This window comes from Paenibacillus sp. EB106-06-01-XG199 (assembly GCF_058791575.1).
In genome coordinates this window covers 1-18,732 of the sequence record NZ_JBYTDQ010000022.1, presented here as the reverse complement: position 1 = coordinate 18,732, position 18,732 = coordinate 1, and the positions used below count along the sequence as shown (strand labels likewise).

Sequence of the window (18,732 nt, the reverse complement as noted above, 5' to 3'; positions counted from 1 at the left end):
ACAGATTGATAAAAAAGAGACAGCGAAAAAGCTGTCTCTTTTATTCAACTAACACCAGTTTAAAGTGCAACTCTCTACAAACTATCGAGGTTACTCTTCTTCGTCTAGAAAAACAAAACCACCGTCAAGAAGCTCCTGTAAATACTCATCAAAGCTCTTCGCAATCACTTCATATTGGTCAGGGTCGTGCAAAAAGCGAACTATTTGACCGCATACACCTTCATCAGAAGGGTTAAAATCAATATAAAGTCTTGATGTTCCACCATTGTTCATACAGTCTGAAAAATGAATATACCTCCCTGGAAGAAGTCCCTCTGGATTTATCTTAGGGTCAACGGCATCCTCGTCATCTTGGTATTCTAAGAGATAGGAGATGTCTTCTTCTTCTTTTGAACTTTCGAGCATCTGTTGAGTAGACAGTAAATAATATGGATATTTGCCTTCTTCAACATCTGAGCCAAGAATACAAACCGCAATTTCTTTTTCTCCATATTTCCTCCAATATGTACCATCAATATTTTCAAGTAAAGAGATTAGTGATTCTGGACAATTTGGATATTCTGACCTTAATGTATCAATATCTTCTTTTGTAGCACCACACGCTATATTTAGTGCCTCAAGTTCATCTGTTGGTAATGCTGCTCTCAAGCCATTTAAAAATTTGTTTACCAAATCCATTATTTTGTCCTCCCAGTAATAAAATATAAAGCAAATGTAAACAGATAAAGCCAATGTACTTATTGGTAGGATAAATCCTCCCCCTACAATATGTCCGTATATATTAAAATCAGTTTATCATTTTCTCTCTATATAGACCGCAATTAAGATCATAACTTGACAAGCAGGCGATTAATTGTTTTCATCGGTTGCTGATTGATTCGCTTCATAAATTGACTGACATGAAGTTTAATCTTATAGAATTTTTCAAAAAAGACGTTGTTCCTACATCGGCTTTGAGCCCCAGCCATAGACTTTCAACTGGATTGAGGTTTGGACTGTAAGGCTGCAGAAAAACCAATTGTAGACGTGAGTGTTCCTCCAAAAAAGGTTGTAACTCTATGGCATGATGAATCCGGCTGTTATCCAGAATGAAGGCGATTTTTCCATTCGGATATGCAACGAGGAGATTCTGGAGAAATCGAATAAAGACTTCTGTGTTGGCCTTTTCTTCTTCCCGGTGATGCACCTGACCGGTTTCATAGTTAATCGCCCCAAACAATTTGGCTCCTTCGTGTTTACCGTACGTAGGCACTTTGCGTTGCTTTCCCTTCATACTTCGCTTAAAATACATCCATAAATATTTTCTTATAACCTAAAGGGGATGTACATATTGGATGTAGCACTATACTTGCGAAAATCCAGAGCCGATGAAGACGCCGAACGGCGCGGCGAAGGTGAAACTCTGACCAAACATAAGACAGCTCTACTCAAACTTGCCAAACAATTAAAATTAGATATTATCCGTATCCGTGAAGAGATTGTCAGTGGTGAAACCTTAGTCCATCGCCCAGAAATGCTGCAGTTATTAAAAGAGGTTGAATCCGGTGAATATGATGCCGTCCTTGTTATGGATATTGACCGCTTTGGACGTGGCAATATGCAAGAGCAAGGATTGATTCTGGAGACGTTCCGCTCAGCCAAGACTAAGATTATAACTCCACGGAAGACCTATGACTTAATGGATGAATTTGATGAGGAATACAGTGAATTTGAGGCCTTTATGGCCCGTAAGGAGCTCAAAATCATTACCCGCCGTATGCAAGGTGGACGGAAACGCGCTGCGGAAGAAGGTAATTTTATAGGTACACGTCCACCATTCGGTTACTTAATCGAGAATCTTCCTGATGGTCGTGGTCGTACTCTAAAGCCACATCCAGAACAAGCTGATATCGTAAGACAAATTTTCGCTTGGTATACACACGAAGATCCGGAACAACAAAAGGGAGGCGGCAAAATCGCATCAGAATTGGAACGGCTTAAAATCCCTTCTTACAAAGGTGGTAGTTGGTCAGCCTCTTCTGTCTTAACCATGCTTAAAAACGAAGTATACATTGGAAGAATCCAATGGGGAAAGAAAGAACTAAAAAAAAGCAAGGACGGAAGCAAACACCGCACCTCTCGTCATAGGAGCCGAGATGAGTGGGTTGATGTCAAAGGGAAGCACGAACCCCTCGTCGACAACGAAACCTTCCTGAAGGCAAACCAGAGGCTCTCAGAACATCACCACCCTCCTCACAAGCTCAATAATGATGGGAAACCGCGGATGACATCAGCATTAGCCGGACTTGTTAAGTGCTCCGAATGCGGACTGACAATGGTCTACCGGTCATACTCATATAACAATCAACCCGCCCATTTTCGTTGCAATACCGTTGGTTGTCCTTCGCGCAGCAGCCGTTATGATGCTGTGGAGGCCAGAATCGTTGAAGGGCTTGAGGTTTGGCTTAACGATTACAAAATCAAATGGGGAAAACGAAACCACACTACACCTCAGAGCGAGATCAAGCTAAAAGAACGCGCAATAGCCTCATTACAAAATGAAATAAAAGAACTAGAGAACCAAAGAGGAAAATTATTCGATTTCTTAGAAAGAGGAATTTATACCGAAGAGGTGTTTATAGAGAGATCACAAAATGTCTCCAGACGAATTACAGAAGCCAGCAAAGAAATCGGCAAGATTCAAAACGATTTGGATTTGGAATTGACCCGTAAAGAAGCAAGAAGCAAAATTATCCCTATAGCAGAATCTGTAGTTAAGTCGTACTACCAGACAGATAATCCCATGAGCAGAAATGCGTTATTGAAATCCGTGCTTAATAAAGTGGTTTATAAAAAGGGACCCGGCCAGTATAAAGAGCAGTTTGAACTGTTTCTGTATCCACGTCTATGATGTGGGTGAGCCCCTTGCCACCTCATCTGCCATATTCATTATCTCATCCAGTTTACCAGCGCTATGCCGATACAAATAAGCTGCAGGCTGCAAAAAGCCTCTGTCCGTCAGGAATATTCTGCATATTATTCGGGAACGTAATAGCAAAACTAATCGAAAGTCGAGCGCCTTATAATGACCAACCGGACTCAGACCTCATTCACTTCTGTAGATCAAAATTCCGATTACATCGAAGCGGACCGTATGTTGTACTTTTCAAGTATATAATGTTCGATTCATTCCTGCTCTGTTTGGTCTTGCAGGCATGCCCAGGCGGCCTCAGCAATAGCAATCTCCACTCTCTCCCGTTCATCCGGGTCTGTAACAAGATGGTCATCGCAGATATAAACCGTTGTCTCTCCAAATGTGTAGATTGCAACAATCATGCCAGCACCCCCTGGCATTATGTGTATGCCGGGATGATCGGGTAACAACTATGATTGTTACCTCCTATTTTTAATTTGCAGTTGCTAAAATCGGCAAATATCGAAGACATATCAATAAAAAAAAGGATGATATACTGTGCTAAAAGTACACATTTATATCATCCTTTTTTAATTGGTGAAGTTGTTAATATATGAAAGTGTTACAGAAACTGATACCCACTCTGAAATAAAGAGAGCGATGTTGGCTTTAAACTTATCGGTTAAACTCCTTGTTGAGTAATTTATCGTGAGCCTCTGTGGCTTCCGGTCCTACCGAGTTGATGGCCGTTACCAGAATATGCTTCCCGCCTAGAGTTCCGAAGGCTCTTGTCTCAAATCCGAAAGTACCGCCGGCATGTCCCCAATAGGATTGCCCGTCCGGCGTTCTCCCTTCAAAAATCCCTAGTCCGACTTTACCCAAAGGTGAATCTACTGTTGTGAGCATCTGGTCCATCATCTCTTGATTTAGTAGCTTTCCACCTAAAAGCGCACTGAAGAAGGTGGTCAAATCTTTGACATTTGACACCATATCCCCGGCTGCATTTGCCCAGGATTGATTCATTTCAGTCAAATCATACAAATGGCCCGATCTGTCCATATTGTATCCTGTGGCATGTTTCCCCGGAATATGAGAACTGTTCTCCATGACGAATGTCTCCGTCAGCCCGAGCGGTTCGATGAACCGCTTCCTGATCTGTTCCGCATACGTATCCCCGGTTACCTTCTGAATAATTTTGCCGGTGAGTATCGTATTGACGTTGGAGTAGTTCCACCCCTTCCCTGGTGCATATACAGGCGGTTTTGCAAGGGCCAAGCCGACAAGATCGTCTACGGAATAGTAACGGAATGGATTGTGAGGCAAGATAATGTCTCGCATATCTGGATCCGTATAACTCGCAAGCCCGCTTGTATGGTTCAATAATTGGCGAATCTTAATGTTGTTGCCGTCATAGCCGTTCCCCTTTATGACCCCTGGCAGCCATTTTTCGACCGAATCATCCAGACTCAATTGTTTCTCCTCAGCCAATTGTAATATAACGGAAGCAGTGAACGTCTTCGTGATGCTTCCAATACGGAATGAAAAATCCGGCTCCACTGAGCGTGGAACTTCGTAGCTAGCTGTGCCTGTAGCGTAGGACCAGCGTTCGCCATCCTGTAGTCCGCCGGCTATAACACTAGGAACTCTTTTGTTCGTTATCACCTCATCCATGACGCGTTTGACGTCTTCCCGATGTTTGATTTTCTTTTCCTTCTCGTTGAGTTCTTTTTTTGGTTCTTTTGTGAATTCCGTCTCTATAATATTGTCGATATGTCTAGCCGCATCTCCCATTACATTAATATTGATCGAGATGACATGCTGACCGTCTTCCGTTCCGCCCGCAAAGTTGGTAAATCCGGGAATACCGCCACCATGTCCCCATACAGTGGTACCGTCAGGTAGCTTTGTTTGATGTATGCCAAGTCCATACTTTCCAAATGGTGAATCATTTGTGCTAGTCAACATCTCCTTCTTCATCTCTGGCGTCAACAGCTTTCCGCCGAGTAAGGCGCGGAAAAACGTCGTCATGTCTTCCCCTGTCGAGATCATCTCTCCGCTGGAATTAGCAAACGATGGGTTAAGCATTGTAAGATCTACTAATTTATTACCTGTGTCCAAGTAGCCGCGGGCGTTTTTTTTCGGAATATCCATCGAATTGCCGGGGAGGAAGGTTTCTTTCAGCTGAAGCGGTTCAATAATCCGTTTTTTAATCTGCTCCGCATAGGTTTCCCCGGTAGCTTTCTGGATAATGAGACCCATAATCGTGTAATTTGTGTTCGAGTATGCCCACCCTGTTACCGGCTTTTGCTCCAAACTCATGGCGACTAACTGCTCGGCTGTATAATTCCCACCTGGATTCGCCAGTAATTCCGTTCTGAGTTCTGGCGTCAAGTAGTCAGGAAGTCCGCTTGTTTGATTCAACAATTGACGAATCTTAACTTTATTGCCGTCGTACCCATTTTCCTGTACGAGCCCTGGCAACCACTTCTCCACTGTATCATCAAGGGATAGTTTCTTCTCGCCTGCAAGCTGCAGGGCAACCGTAGCGACAAACGTCTTCGTTGTACTTCCGATCCGGAAAGCAGAGTCGGCATCCACCTTATGATTTCTTTCAATATTCCCTTCTCCGGAAGCATAGGACCAGCTTGCATCTCCTTTCTTAACGGTTACGATCACGCCTGGGATATTGTCGCTATTAGCAGCTTTATCAATCGCTTGATAGATTGCGGTGTGACCCGCTGCGTGTAGTGTTCCATAAGCAGGGAATACCGGTGTAACCGCCAATATAGCTGTTAACGTAAGTGCAACTCCTCTTTGCATGGTAAATAATTTCATGATGCATCGCTCCTATTTTTTTGGATTGGTGTGTTGGTTCACTCCTTCACATTACCCCCGAAGTTGTTAAATCGGATATTGATGAAACCGCCAAACTTTTGATGACATCGTGCTTGGACCTGTCACATATACCGTATGACAAATTGTCAATGTCTCATATGACGTTCTTGCTACAACTTGGTTCTAACCGCCCCCTCTCTCGCTTGACGAATCAGGAGATAATGGTGCATGATAAGGGTCTGAATCAATCGGAAATTGACTATCATAAACATACAAGCAGGTGAACATAATCCGTGTTCTCTATCATGAAAAAATGGTTCTGGTATGATTGGATACATTTGGCCACTCGAACAATTTGGCTGTTCATTATCGCAAGCGCTGGTTTGGTCGATTCGTCCTTGCTCGGTGGGTCGCTTTGGATTGTAATTTCTTTTGCTCTCGTCGTTTACCTCGTTCCGTTCATCGTCCGCTATCGAAAAGAAGCTTGGTATCTCGCTGTCGAAGTCACGGCAACGGGGTCTTTTTATCTTTATATAGCCTACACAGCTCCGGAACTGCTATGGTCTCTTGTTTTACTTGTGATAACGATCGGCTTGTCGAGCAGCCGAACAACTTATGTGTGGACAGGAATCCTCTGCGGAATCGTATTCCCGATAATGAACGGTTGGATCGCTGACCGTCTCCCGTTTGAGTTTATCTTTAGCTGCAGCCTAGGTTTTGCTATCGGCTTTGCCTTCAATATCTTAATTCAGTCCCATCAGCAAGCCCGAATTATTCAAGAGCAGAAGCAATTACTGGAGCAGCATATTAAGCGGATAGAGGAGCTTACGCTTCATGAGGAGCGCAGCCGGCTGTCACATGAACTGCATGACACGATTGGCCATTCGCTTACCTCGCTCATCGTCGGTGTCGAATCGCTGCGATCGTCCGTACCGCATTATCAGATCGAGAAGATCGATTCGCTTGTCGGTATCGCCCAGCACAGTATGGATGATATCCGCAAGCATCTGCACCAGCTCTCTCAAGTTCCGCTCAGCCATTCGTTAAGTGAGTCGCTGCAACATTTAACTGAAGAATTCATGAAATCGACGGGGATAACGGTTAAATTCCGTGTGATCGGCAGTGAGACACTTGTGATGCAAAAAATAAATTTTTGCCTACATCGCTGCCTTCAAGAGTCTCTAACCAACGCGGTTCGGTACGGACAGGCGAGCATGATATCCGTTCAGCTGCTTTTCGATAGTCAGCAGATCCGGTTACAGATCGAAGATAACGGCATCGGAATGGAAGAAATCCAATTTGGATTTGAGCTGAACGGGATGAAGGAACGGATTGAACTACTTCACGGCACGCTGTCCATGCATTCCGGACCGGGACAAGGTACTTTCATCATATGTAATATTCCGTTACTGACCGAGCCTGTACATGACGCGATCCGCTTGCTGATCGCTGATGATCAGGTCATCATTACCGACAGTTTGAAGCAAATTTTGGATCAGAATGTTGATTTTAACGTCATTGGTACGGCAGGGAACGGACGGGAAACATTAGAACATTGTGAGCGTTCCCGGCCGGATATTGTGCTAATGGATTTTCGTATGCAGGGAAGTGACGGACTTGAGACGTTACTCGAGATAAAACAGCGTTGGCCTGATATGAAGGTTGTGTTCATGACGACGTTTGAGGACTCCTTACAGGCAGCATCTGCATTAGAGCGCGGAGCAGAAGGATACATGCTAAAGTCGATTCATCCGCGGGAGATGAAGGAAGCCTTGAAACTTATTTATAACGGTGGAACATGGATCGACCAATCGGTTGCTACACGAGTTTTCGAAGAGATGAAACGTCAACGTGAGCAGTTGGAGAAGATAGGTTCAAGTCTGGAAAACTACCCGTATGGCCTAACGAAACGCGAGATGGAGATTCTGGAACATCTATCGGGCGGACTGCGCTACAAGTCGATCGCCGCCAAGTTATTTTTATCGGAGGGCACGATCCGCAATTACTGCTCGATTCTCTACTCAAAGCTCAGCGTCAACAACCGCGAAGAAGCGATAGAACTGGCGAGAACGGAGAATATCGTGTAGATGGCACTCACCAGGATCGTTGAAGGACTTGAGATTTGGCTGAACGATTATAAGATCAAATGGGGAAAAAGAAATCAAACGACACCGCAGAGTGAACTCAAGCTAAAAGAACGAGCACTGGCCTCACTGCAAAATGAACTTAAAGAATTGGAAAATCAAAGAGGAAAATTGTTCGATTTTTTAGAAAGAGGTATTTATTCCGAGGAAGTGTTTATGGAACGATCGCAGGAGATCACTAAACGAATAGCTGCAACAAATGAGGGGCTTAACAGAGTACAAAAAGATCTGGATCTGGAATTAACCCGCAAAGAAGCCAAAAGCAAGATCATCCCCATTGCGGAATCTGTTGTGAAGTCGTATTACCAGACCGACAACCCCATGAATAGAAAAGTGGTTTATAAAAAGGGGCCTACCCAGTACAAAGAACAGTTTGAGCTGTTTCTACACCCACGTCTATAATGTGGGTGTTATTGTGTTTACTCCTTCCGATGTGCATGTCAGCAAAGAACAGATTCACGCGCTTGTCTACGATGTTAAAAGCGGCAAATGGTCACGCAAATGGCGGCCATTCCCGAACATGATCTATGACCGCTGCCGGATCCAGCGCAGCTCCCGCTTTCAGCAGCTGCTCAGATTCCGCTCCCGCTATAGTCATCTTACCTTTCTGAACCGGCCGCTGCGCAACAAATGGACGGTCCACCAGACCTTTTCGCAGAAAAGCCGCTTCCGCCAGCATATGCCGGAAACTTTGCTATATCAGTCTTCCGCCGATCTGCACCGGATGCTGAAATTCAGCCCTGTCGTCTACGTCAAACCGATCAACGGCACCGGTGGACGCGGCATCCTGCGGATTGAACGGCAGCGGGACGGCAAGCAACTCTACGATATCCAGGGACGCCGCCAGAACCGGCAAATTATTGCCCCCCGCAAGGTGTCGCTCACCCGTCTGGAGTCCATTGTGCGCCAATGGTGCCTCGGCGGACGCTTCCTGGTCCAGCAGGGCATCCCGCTGCGCCTGCCCAGCGGGCGCTACCACGACTACCGCATGCTAGTGCAAAAGAACGGCCAAGGCGTGTGGGAGCTGACCGGCATGGCCGGCCGGGTGGGAGCAGCCCGCAGCGTAACGTCTAACCTTCACGGCGGCGGACATGCGGTACGTGCGGAGGTCCTGCTGAAGAAATGGCTCGGCAGCGAAGAAAAAGCGTCCAAAACCATGAAAACGGCTGAAAAGCTTGGGCTTGAAGCCGCCGCCTTCCTTGAGGACAGCTTCGGCGCCCTATGCGAGCTGGCGCTGGACCTCGCCATCGACCGTGAGGGAAAGATTTACGTGCTGGAGGTCAATCCCAAGCCTGCCCGCGAAGTCTTCGCCCGCTCCGGGGACAGCGCCACTTACCGCAAAGCGATGCTGCGCCCGCTGGAATATGCGATGTGGGTGTATAAGAACAAGAACACGCCGAGTCCGGTAAAGACAACTGAAGAGTAAATCTGTTACTCAAAGCCAAACAACCGCCTCTTCTGAATCACTCAGAGAGGCGGTTGTTTGGCTACCGTGCTGTGTCATCAAAACTATAGTATATGTATTGTTTTTTAGTTGTTTTTTGGGAATTTAAATATCCATAGTGCTACAACTAGAGCTAATTGTATTAACAAGTACGAAAAAGGAAACAGAATCATCAATTCAACAAAACCATCGTCAAATTTAAAATCAATAAACAACCATACATAAAACACTATGATGCTTGAATTATGATTTAACTTCTTTTCTTATTTTGATGAGATAATATAAAACCAAAAAAAATTGGATTACTAAAACGCTCCCAGGAAGCAAAATGAGCATTTCCACCTGATATTTTGGGAATAATTCAATAGAAACGACAACTGCATCCTCACTATCTCCACTACTTTGTATTCCTTTGAAAAATAACAAAAGTAAAGAATTAGGGAGTGTAGTAAACAGAAACCAGGTGACATGGTACTTTATCCTCTGAGTCCTTATAAACAAAAAGGAATTAATGAAACATAGAAATAGCGGCACAAAGTATACCTTAAATGAGAATTCTAATAATCCTGCCCCCCACCCTTCTATTCTTAGCTCAAGGAAATAGATCAAAATTAGATGTAATCCAACAACTATTAGTACATAAAGAATGGCTTGGAGTAATGTCTTTATCAATTTCTCCATTTGTCTCCCCTTTTAGGACGAAATTACATACAGATCATCCTATTAATGTAATTATCGAAACAATAAAGGAAAATTGAAAGAACCTCCGTCAAGAGTTGCCACTGCCTTCGAAACTGCCTACCAATTGGCCTATGCCAAAGATAAACCCGCTGACGCAGCGAAAGTGCTTGACCTTGTATTCTCGAAAGTTGAAGAAGCAACATTAACACTACAGTACAAAGCTTTTGTATTACGAGCCGATATTGCTGCATCCATGGATGAAATCGAACTTATGAGTAGTTTTATTGAAAAAATCGACAGTTTATCTTTGACAGGTGCAGAGCTTGAAGAAGTGATGGAGGCAACCGAAAGATTAGATGAACTCAAAGCCAAACAACCGCTTATCTGAATGGGTCAGAAGGGGCGGCTGTTTTAGAAATAACAACAGGTCATTTATTTATTCTCTATTATTTCCATTTCATCACATTCATCATTTGGATAGCAGTATGTAATACCTTTCTTATATTTCATATATATTTCTATAGAGTTCGCTTTAGATTTATCATAAAATAATAAACTCACTTTTTTAAATTTTTTACTTTTAGCCTTCTCCGCAAAAAATCCGACCTCATCTTTAGTAATGGCTCCCTCACTTTGTTTCACTAGTACTGCAACATAATATGTTTTTAACTCCTTTACTCTTTTCTCACTTGTTTTCAAATCGATTAGATATGAAATATGTTGATTGTTAATATCCGCTTGGATTTTGTTTATGAATTTATCATTACTTTCTATACTCACTTTATGGAGATAATCGTCTATATTAGATATCCACCCTAAACCCCGAGGTCCAAAAAGAGAGAAGAATATAGTAATAATAAAACAGACTATCATCAGGTTTTGATTATTGTTTTTTATTGAGTGTATTATGAATAATAGATAGCAGATCACAATTACCAATAAGATGAGACTGGGAATTACAGCATTTTCATATTGAGGCTCAATAAAACCAGACTCCTTATCCATAAGGAGCAATATATTCAATACTGACAACCAAATTCCCACTCCCGCAAAGAAACTAAATATAAGAGACAATATGCTAACTAGAACAATCAGATATATCTCCTCCTTTCGATTTCCCCTTTTAGGTAATTATCGGTAGGCAATTACAATGGCTTCCACTCTCTTATCTCCGTCAACATCTGCTAACAAATATGATTTTGACCGAATTCCCGTATACAAGTTACATTCAATCTTAGTATAATTTAACAGGAAATTATTTCATTTACCATTGTTGAAAAATACTATGTAACTTAGAAAGGTGCTAAAAGAATGAAGCTTACAAAAAAAGTATGCTTGATATCGTCAATACTTGTGCTTCTTTGTAACTGGAGCCAAGTGTTCGCTGAAGCAGGCGATGTAGAGTCATTGAAGAATAACGCCAGCTATTATCAATACTCCAATGGGACCAGCAGATTGAATTATAAAATATCCCCCTCTGAAACAACTTATTACCTATACGACTCCAACGGGAATACGACTAAAAAAATCAGTTCAAAAAAACCTCCCATGTTTACCTCTTCTGAATATAGTGGTTTTGAAGCTTATAGATTAGGTGACAGCAGCTCTAGCACCTTTTGGTCAAGTAATGGTCACCCTGTAGAAACTGGACAGGAATGGGTTGCTACGGATTTAGGTGAAAATCATATGATTAGTGGAATCAGTTTAACTCCCAGAACCACATTAGGCTTTCCAAAAGATTTCAAAATCCAATCCAGTGATAACGCTGTAACATGGTCTGACGTCCCACATCAGTCTTATACCAACTATGTGAATAACGGTTCTGTGCAATCGTTTAAATTTGATAGTTCAGTGGTAGCCAGATATGTTCGGGTGTATGCAACAAAGTTGGGGAAAGATGATATGGGCAACTATTACTTTCAATTATCCGAGTTCAGTGCTGATCTTAGCAATATTGCAGCCTCATCTAGCTTGCAAGGCTGGTCTGTTAACAGATTAACTGACAATAATACCTCCACCCTTTGGTCTACTCCGGCTCATGGGGTTGAATCAGCTACAGAGTGGATTGCCTTCGATTTAGGCAACATGGAGACCGTAGGCAGTATTAGCTTAACTCCCCGAGGAACCTATAGCTTTCCAAAAGATTTCAAGATCCAGGCCAGCAATGATGCTTTAACTTGGTCTGATGTTCCAAACCAAAGCTATACCAATTATGTAAATAACGGGAGTGTGCAAACCTTTACTTTTGAGAGCTCAGTACTGGCTAAGTATATCCGGGTCCACGCCACTAAATTAAGTAAGGATGACATGGGCTCGTATTATTTCCAGCTTGCCGAATTCAAGGCTAACATCACCAATGTGGCTGCATCATCAAGCTTAATTGACTGGCCTGCCAGCAGATTATCAGATAATAATACTGCGACTTCGTGGTCAAGTGTGGCACATAGCAATGAGTCAAACACAGAGTGGGTTATTTTGAATTTAGGAAGTATAAAATCGGTTAGCGGAATTACGCTATCCCCGCGGGCAACCTTAAGCTTCCCAAAGGATTTCAGTATTCAAGCTAGCAATAACGCTATACTATGGACAGATATTCCAAATCAATCATATACCAATTATGCTAATAACGGATCTGCGAAGAATTTCAATTTCTCTACTCCCGTTTCAGCAAAGTTTATAAGGATTTATGCGACCAAACTTAATGTTGATGATAGGGGGAGTTATTATTTTCAACTGAATGAAATAAAGGCTACTCTCAGTAGCCTAAAACTCTAATCATAGCTAAAACCCGCCTGAATCAGGTGGGTTTTTATCAAGGAGACTTTATTTAATGAAAAAGAAATGGTTTTTTTCTTCTTTCCTCATCTTTAATCTCTTGTTATTTAACTTTAGTACCTTCATCTTTGCTGATTCTTTTGAGCCGGCTCCGAATGAACAGATTAAAACAACTATACGAAATGAATTCAATTTAAAGTATCTTGATTCGTTGAGTTCAGTGAAATCAGAACACGGCCTCGAAGAAAAAGAAAATTTTGAAAATGCACAATTAAGTTCAGGAACTGCTTACTACAAAATATCTGATGATGCAAACAGTAGTGAGTTAGTTTTTGCAGGTTATATCTTTTCAATCAAATTGAATAACATTAATATTGGAACAATTTATTCAAACAATGACTCCGGTTCGTGGGAGATATTCAACATTACTAGTGATATAAATAATGAGCAATCATTTGTAGCAACACAATCATCCCTTAAAGAAGGAGAAGACGTAAAACTTGTTAGTGACGTTAGATATGGTATAGATGCTTTATACATTCATGGGATAGCAGGGGAACGAGTAATAGATCTGAACAGCAACAACCCTACATCAGGTAGCCTCCACGCAGAGAAAACAATATCCAAATCCGTTTTTGATGAAAAAATAAAAAGTATTAAGGAAAAACGGGCTGCTTCTCCTACTAAAAACGGAGTCCTTGAAATGGGGTCAGGACAAGTTAATTTCACTGAACCTGAGGCTACCTCTAATACCCTTCCAGTAATTTTATTTCTTTTTGGCGTTATCTTAGTTATTCCTGTCTTATTTGTCTTAACACTTATTCTAAAGACACGTTAGGATTCAAAGTAATCTCAAAAGCACGGCCCCAAATAAAATCCGGATCATCATGAAGGAGTTCTGCACTGACATATTCCGAAAATGACCAAGTGGTTCCACAAATCTGGCGGACGTTATAAGCCGTTCCAGAACCGCAGTTAAGGAATGCACTTTTCCCGGAAAGTGAGGTTGTATGCGTCTGCATCCGCTCCCTCAGCACTTCTTGTAAATGCAAATAGTCTGCTGGACTATTGAACAAAATCATATTCTGGTCTGCAATCGTAGCGATATTTGTATACAAAGAATTGGCTCTCGAGTACTCCCGGATTTCACCAATGGCCAACGTTTTGTAATAATAGTCTTTCAAGAATCGCTTGAACAAAAGCGTTCCGTGAGCGTTGACTGCTGAACTGAGTGCCTCAGCATCTTTTTCCGTAACCAAGTACGTATACCGCGCCTGGCCCATACCCAGTGCAATTCCGATCTTGTTACCTGGCGTGTTCCAGCCACTGTATCCTAAAATACTCCCCGTATGCTCGCTACCCAGCAATGCTTCGGTTACAGTGGCATTCGCTGCGCCACCACCCACGAAATCAATGACTACAGTTGGAACGTGTTGGGTACTGTTGGCAGCAATCCGGCTGACCGCAGCCGTTACCTGATTCGCAGCAGTTATCGCGATAATTTCTACGGTAGGTGAAGTGCTCATAGACTTTCCGCCAACAATATCCACATGACGCAAAATATTTTGATGCACATCCATATATTCATATGGACTGGTGATGGTGGAGCCATGTGGTCCAAAGTATTGCACAGCATACCTTGGCTTTATTCCGCAGCGGTAGAGCTGATTCGCCATACGTGCCACTAGCGCCTGCCCCAATCCGTCTGCATCCGGAAGAATAATAGCCCGCTCTGGATTTTGACCATTCTTTCCGCCAAGACAAGCATTGATGCGCCCTTCCAGAAAGTTAATCTCATTGATCTGTACCCCCTGCGTATTGGCATCATCGACACCCACCGCAAGAAAATCAATGTATCCCGCTTGGACCAGCTTCTCTAGAATGTAACGATTACTCTTGAACTTGTGCTGTCTGGTATTGTAATACTGGTCTTTATTAAAATGGGCCGTGCTGCCATAAGAACCGGTTGGCGACAAGTTATATCCGGTGAGAATATCAGCAAACTGTGAAAAACTTTTCCGTGGCTGTAACATGAAACTGCGTGATTCTGTATAGGCTTCAAAGGTTAAACCTTCTGCAAAAATCGTTGTGGCCAGCCTCAAAATGGTATCCAGTACATAGACCGGCTTCTTAGGATAAGATTGTTTAACTAAACGAATCACGTCGAGCAAATTCGTGATAGTCGCATCATAATCCGGGTAAGCTCCGCCTGCACTCGTCCGAAGACGGCGACTTCCGATCAAGCCCCCATAAGCTAGCATATCTGTTGAGATGATAAAGCCATCTACAGAGGCTGCATTATTAAGGATAAACTGCCGGATGTTTGCGGTATTCCCATAGGTAGGTGAAGAGGTCGCCAGTAAGGTTGTTCCCGATGCTGTCTTTTGTGAATCCAGCCGGTTTCTAAGATCGCCCACACTTGGCGTGATCACATTGATCCCCGCCGATCTCCCTTGGACAATAACATCATCCAGATTGACCGGTCTATCATCCAACGGTACGTACAGTACATTTTTCATTTTTATCAAGCTCCTTCCCAAATCCATCTAGTTCTCCTTTATTTGTGCCTTTACTTATAGGGTAATTTAAGCGGATGTATTACAACCAGAAAAAAATTAAAAAATCAATCTTAATAAAGCGTCTCTCAAAGATACCTTTTTGTTGATCTAAAACTAAAGTAGAACTTAAGCCTTCTTCGGAGGTATAGTCAATTGCAAAAAAACATCTCCACTATAAAAGAACTCCGCAGTTCCTCCCATACAACCGTTGGAAAGATAGTTACATGCATTATTTCGTACTCACTTGCATAATACCGTGCACGCAGATAGTGAAAGTCGATTTCCACGTCGTATATCTCACCTGCACTACGGCTTTGTATGGGCTTATTCTTTGAACTGCTGCGATGGTATGCCCTAAAAGAAAAGAACCACAAACGGAAGGGTTCGCCAGTGGTTAGAATAATTTCGTTTTAATTCACCCTACTCGATATTCCTGCTGTGATGTCGATTTTGAACTCCTCTTCAGGGATGCCAAGATCTTTTGTCGTGTACAGAATATAATAAGATGCATTATCCATTGCCTCAAGCTCCACCCAATGATTAACCTTACTAACCCCAAGTCCTACAATCTTGCGCGTCTGAATCTCAATCGGAATGTACATTTCCTCTCCCGAGTCAACATCCTTTAGATAGAGCCGTGCATGACTGTTTCTTTGAAATAAATTAATTAAGTCAATTCGATATTCATACTTTTCATCTGCCGTAATCTTTATAGAGTCACTTTCTATCTTTTCATTTGCCCAACCATGGGTACTGACACTTTGAAATAGGACAACAGAGAGTACCGTCGATAACACTACCACAAGACAGATTCCAACGTAATCTACTCGGCTCGTTGGAGTCCATCCTTTTATAAGTAATACGATAAATAATACAGCGAACAATAAAACTGGAATACCTCCACCCCATAAATAAGTAGTTCCTATAATATCCATACCTCGTTGAAAATACGCTGTTGAACCTAGAAGAAACCAAACAAATGATGAGGCACTAAATATTATAGAGAGTATCATTAAAATTCGTAACCAGACTTTCATATTCTCCCGCCTTTGGGTTGTATAATATCAGCTGTGCATTGCCGAATGAGCGTGGATTTAATTCCCTTTCTTCTCCGCATCCGTGTAGTAGGGAAAAGAATCAACCCTTTTCCTTTGTTTCGAGTTAATATTCCCTCACAGGAGTTGTGATAGCAATCAAAGTTTTCATTTTATTGAGCTATTAAGCTTCGAAGTGATTGGATATAGCTGTTTGAGGATTTTACCAAAAGCTTTTCATAATCATGGAATTGCGTATTTTTCCACTCTTGAAAATCACTTTCGTTATTAACACCTTGTTGTCTTAAATAATATTCAATGCCCATGATAGATAAATTACAAAAAGAGATGTAATCGTTAAAACTCAATTCGCTATGCACTATTGAAATAAATCTCTTTAGCGCTTTATCAACAGCCTGATTAATAATCCCCTTCCAAAGGTCTTTATTAAAGACCCCTCTTTCAAAGAAATGTTGTAATATCTCATAATTAAGAACTTCATAACTAGCAGTGACATTAAATAAGGTCTTCTCAAAATCCAACAAGTCATTATTAGCAAAACCATTAAATAAATAATCAATATGACCATATGAATCATCTATTGAAAACCACTCAACTATTTTTTCTGCGATAACAGGAATCAATTCATTAATGTGTCCTAATAAGAATGAACCTACAATTTCATGTTCATCATCATGATTTTCATACAATTGTTGAAATAAGTTTAGTAAAATCTTATAAGAACCTGGCTCGTGTTTTAGCACATTCTGTTGAAGTGATTCTATAACATTGTTAATATCCATTTCACACCCCTCACCAGTTTTTCCTACGATAGATTTGAGTATAGTAGTGTAAACACTATCACATTTATCCGTATTGAATTCATCCACACTCACACCGAGTCTAGTAGTAACTCATTCACCTTTTTGTTACCCAAAATCAGGATGGTTAGAGAAGTAATCAACCGTAGAAAAAAACCACATGGAGCATAAGACTCACATGTGGTTATATAGAGAATTATTCCTCATATAATGTAACACTTAATCCAAGCTCACCCATAATTTCATTGCCTACTTCTACAATTATGTTTTTCTCCGGAAAAATCTCTTTAGCTCTTCTGCTCCAATGATATACAATTACTTCTCCGAACTGTTCTAATATTTTGCTGTTATCCAGTCCTTCTGTGACATTCCCGATAAAGAAGTCAGCGAAACTCCAACTATTAACCCATTGTTGTATGTCTTTCTTATTATTATTAAATTGCATTTCTAGGCGTTTTACTTTTTCAATGGCGGCATCACCCTCTTCAATGAAAAAATCAGCAATAAATATATACCCATTGATTTCAATTAGGTCAGGGCATAAAACATAAGAAACAGCAAGAAAGTCTTCTATCGAACAACTATTAGCAGAGTGGTTGAAAAGACTGATTCCATTGCGAGTCTGAAACTCTTCAAAAATCTTATTATTAACAATGCTCTCGTGAATTGTAACTCTATTCATATCCTCACCATCCGAATAAGTCTTTAATAAAATCAGGAACAGGACCATCCAATTTATATGGTTGGTAGTGTTCTGTACCATTAGGAGAAACATTTATTTTAAATGCCTTAACCCTTTGATTACTTAAATCATAAATTAATTTCCCATTGTTGTCATATATAAATACATGTTCGCCATTCACTGTACTGTAATAACTACTCGGATTACCCGTTAATGGTCGATTGCTCCCTGAAGCATTTACTTTTATCACACCATTATTAGTTAAACTTCCAAACGATGAAGGTGTTAGATCTGCAGCCGTCTTAATATTCCTGTTAAATCCACCTCCGCCAGATATTGATCCTGCGCCCATAACTCCAATCGTAGTAGCAATAGCAATAGTCTTATCGTTGGCTCCATAACTAAAATAACTATCCAGTTGTGAGATTGCCCATTTAGCAGTATTGTAGTTACTTGATCCCTCAGCCAAAGCCGTTTTGTATAGATATTCAAATTGATTTCTAGTCATTCCTCCAGAATCATCACCAAAGAATCCATACTTATATTCTTTAATTAATGAATTTAAAATCTTTGCTTGGGCGGCTGCATCCACCGAGCGAGCTGAGATAACTTGTCTAGTAGCATTAGTATTAGACAAATTATAAAGCGGATTCCCACCTGATGCGCCTCCCATTTGGGCATCATGACCCGTCGGATCAGTATAAATCAACGGATTATTACTCACATACGTATACAGATTCTGGCTCAGCGGATTATCAATCTGCCCTTCAACCGTATCCTCATTTAAAAACCGCCCGATACTCGGATCATAATACCGTGCACGCAGATAGTAAAGTCCCGTTTCTTCGTCGTAAATCTCACCAGC

The 18,732-nt window shown here is 41.7% G+C and carries 18 protein-coding genes; 7 read left to right on the top strand and 11 right to left on the bottom strand.

Annotation, left to right across the window (positions count from 1 at the left end):
- Positions 1-90: 90 nt before the first annotated feature.
- Complete coding sequence (locus tag AC3WT9_RS33935; RefSeq protein ID WP_341377916.1) at positions 91-678, bottom strand: SMI1/KNR4 family protein; 588 nt, start codon at positions 676-678, stop codon at positions 91-93.
- Between the two features lie 205 nt (positions 679-883).
- The gene (locus tag AC3WT9_RS33930; protein ID WP_341377915.1) at positions 884-1,273 is read right to left on the bottom strand and encodes an IS630 family transposase; all 390 of its coding nucleotides are present in this window, start codon (positions 1,271-1,273) and stop codon (positions 884-886) included.
- Between the two features lie 48 nt (positions 1,274-1,321).
- Here AC3WT9_RS33930 and AC3WT9_RS33925 point away from each other — a divergent pair, with 48 nt between their 5' ends.
- Complete coding sequence (locus AC3WT9_RS33925; RefSeq protein WP_341377914.1) at positions 1,322-2,890, top strand: recombinase family protein; 1,569 nt, start codon at positions 1,322-1,324, stop codon at positions 2,888-2,890.
- Between the two features lie 275 nt (positions 2,891-3,165).
- On the opposite strand, the gene AC3WT9_RS33920 is transcribed toward AC3WT9_RS33925, so the two are convergent.
- Positions 3,166-3,315, bottom strand: coding sequence for a hypothetical protein (locus AC3WT9_RS33920; protein WP_341377913.1), 150 nt, complete (start codon positions 3,313-3,315; stop codon positions 3,166-3,168).
- A gap of 253 nt (positions 3,316-3,568) precedes the next feature.
- Positions 3,569-5,728, bottom strand: a complete 2,160-nt coding sequence (locus AC3WT9_RS33915; RefSeq protein WP_341377912.1) for a serine hydrolase domain-containing protein — start codon at positions 5,726-5,728, stop codon at positions 3,569-3,571.
- Positions 5,729-6,021: 293 nt separating this feature from the next.
- Here AC3WT9_RS33915 and AC3WT9_RS33910 point away from each other — a divergent pair, with 293 nt between their 5' ends.
- Genes AC3WT9_RS33910 through AC3WT9_RS33900 form a run of 3 tightly spaced genes read left to right on the top strand, consistent with a single transcriptional unit; the run spans position 6,022 to position 9,298 of the window.
- Entirely contained in the window at positions 6,022-7,815 is a 1,794-nt protein-coding gene (locus AC3WT9_RS33910; protein WP_341377910.1) for a hybrid sensor histidine kinase/response regulator transcription factor, read from the top strand.
- On the top strand, positions 7,816-8,274 hold the full coding sequence (locus AC3WT9_RS33905; protein ID WP_341377909.1) for a hypothetical protein: 459 nt from the start codon (positions 7,816-7,818) through the stop codon (positions 8,272-8,274). It abuts the gene before it with no gap.
- 13 nt (positions 8,275-8,287) lie between these two features.
- Positions 8,288-9,298, top strand: coding sequence for a YheC/YheD family endospore coat-associated protein (locus tag AC3WT9_RS33900; protein WP_492408909.1), 1,011 nt, complete (start codon positions 8,288-8,290; stop codon positions 9,296-9,298).
- Between the two features lie 261 nt (positions 9,299-9,559).
- Here the strand turns inward: AC3WT9_RS33900 and AC3WT9_RS33895 are convergent, their stop codons facing one another.
- A complete protein-coding gene (locus AC3WT9_RS33895) occupies positions 9,560-9,997 on the bottom strand; it encodes a hypothetical protein (protein WP_341377907.1) in 438 nt (145 codons plus the stop codon).
- A gap of 73 nt (positions 9,998-10,070) precedes the next feature.
- Between AC3WT9_RS33895 and AC3WT9_RS33890 the strand changes: the two genes are divergently transcribed.
- Complete coding sequence (locus tag AC3WT9_RS33890; RefSeq protein ID WP_492408907.1) at positions 10,071-10,385, top strand: DUF8817 family protein; 315 nt, start codon at positions 10,071-10,073, stop codon at positions 10,383-10,385.
- 44 nt (positions 10,386-10,429) lie between these two features.
- On the opposite strand, the gene AC3WT9_RS33885 is transcribed toward AC3WT9_RS33890, so the two are convergent.
- Positions 10,430-11,029 (bottom strand): hypothetical protein, encoded by a 600-nt coding sequence (locus tag AC3WT9_RS33885; protein WP_492408905.1) that lies wholly within the window; start codon positions 11,027-11,029, stop codon positions 10,430-10,432.
- A 279-nt stretch (positions 11,030-11,308) separates the two neighbouring features.
- On the opposite strand from AC3WT9_RS33885, the gene AC3WT9_RS33880 reads away from it, so the two are divergent.
- Positions 11,309-12,772: a discoidin domain-containing protein gene (locus AC3WT9_RS33880; protein ID WP_341377905.1), complete on the top strand. Its 1,464-nt coding sequence runs from the start codon at positions 11,309-11,311 to the stop codon at positions 12,770-12,772.
- 55 nt (positions 12,773-12,827) lie between these two features.
- A complete protein-coding gene (locus tag AC3WT9_RS33875; RefSeq protein ID WP_341377904.1) occupies positions 12,828-13,610 on the top strand; it encodes a hypothetical protein in 783 nt (260 codons plus the stop codon).
- Here the strand turns inward: AC3WT9_RS33875 and AC3WT9_RS33870 are convergent.
- The 5 genes from AC3WT9_RS33870 to AC3WT9_RS33850 all read right to left on the bottom strand — a co-directional run.
- Positions 13,591-15,291: a DUF4127 family protein gene (locus AC3WT9_RS33870; RefSeq protein ID WP_341377903.1), complete on the bottom strand. Its 1,701-nt coding sequence runs from the start codon at positions 15,289-15,291 to the stop codon at positions 13,591-13,593. The genes AC3WT9_RS33875 and AC3WT9_RS33870 overlap by 20 nt on opposite strands.
- Before the next feature lie 449 nt (positions 15,292-15,740).
- Positions 15,741-16,367 carry a hypothetical protein gene (locus AC3WT9_RS33865; protein ID WP_492408902.1) on the bottom strand — a complete coding sequence of 209 codons (627 nt, stop codon included), beginning with the start codon at positions 16,365-16,367 and terminating at the stop codon, positions 15,741-15,743.
- A gap of 170 nt (positions 16,368-16,537) precedes the next feature.
- On the bottom strand, positions 16,538-17,167 hold the full coding sequence (locus AC3WT9_RS33860; RefSeq protein WP_492408900.1) for a hypothetical protein: 630 nt from the start codon (positions 17,165-17,167) through the stop codon (positions 16,538-16,540).
- A 214-nt stretch (positions 17,168-17,381) separates the two neighbouring features.
- Positions 17,382-17,867 (bottom strand): hypothetical protein, encoded by a 486-nt coding sequence (locus AC3WT9_RS33855; protein WP_341377900.1) that lies wholly within the window; start codon positions 17,865-17,867, stop codon positions 17,382-17,384.
- A 4-nt stretch (positions 17,868-17,871) separates the two neighbouring features.
- A partial coding sequence (locus AC3WT9_RS33850; RefSeq protein ID WP_492408898.1) for an RHS repeat-associated core domain-containing protein occupies positions 17,872-18,732 on the bottom strand: 861 nt, incomplete at its 5' end.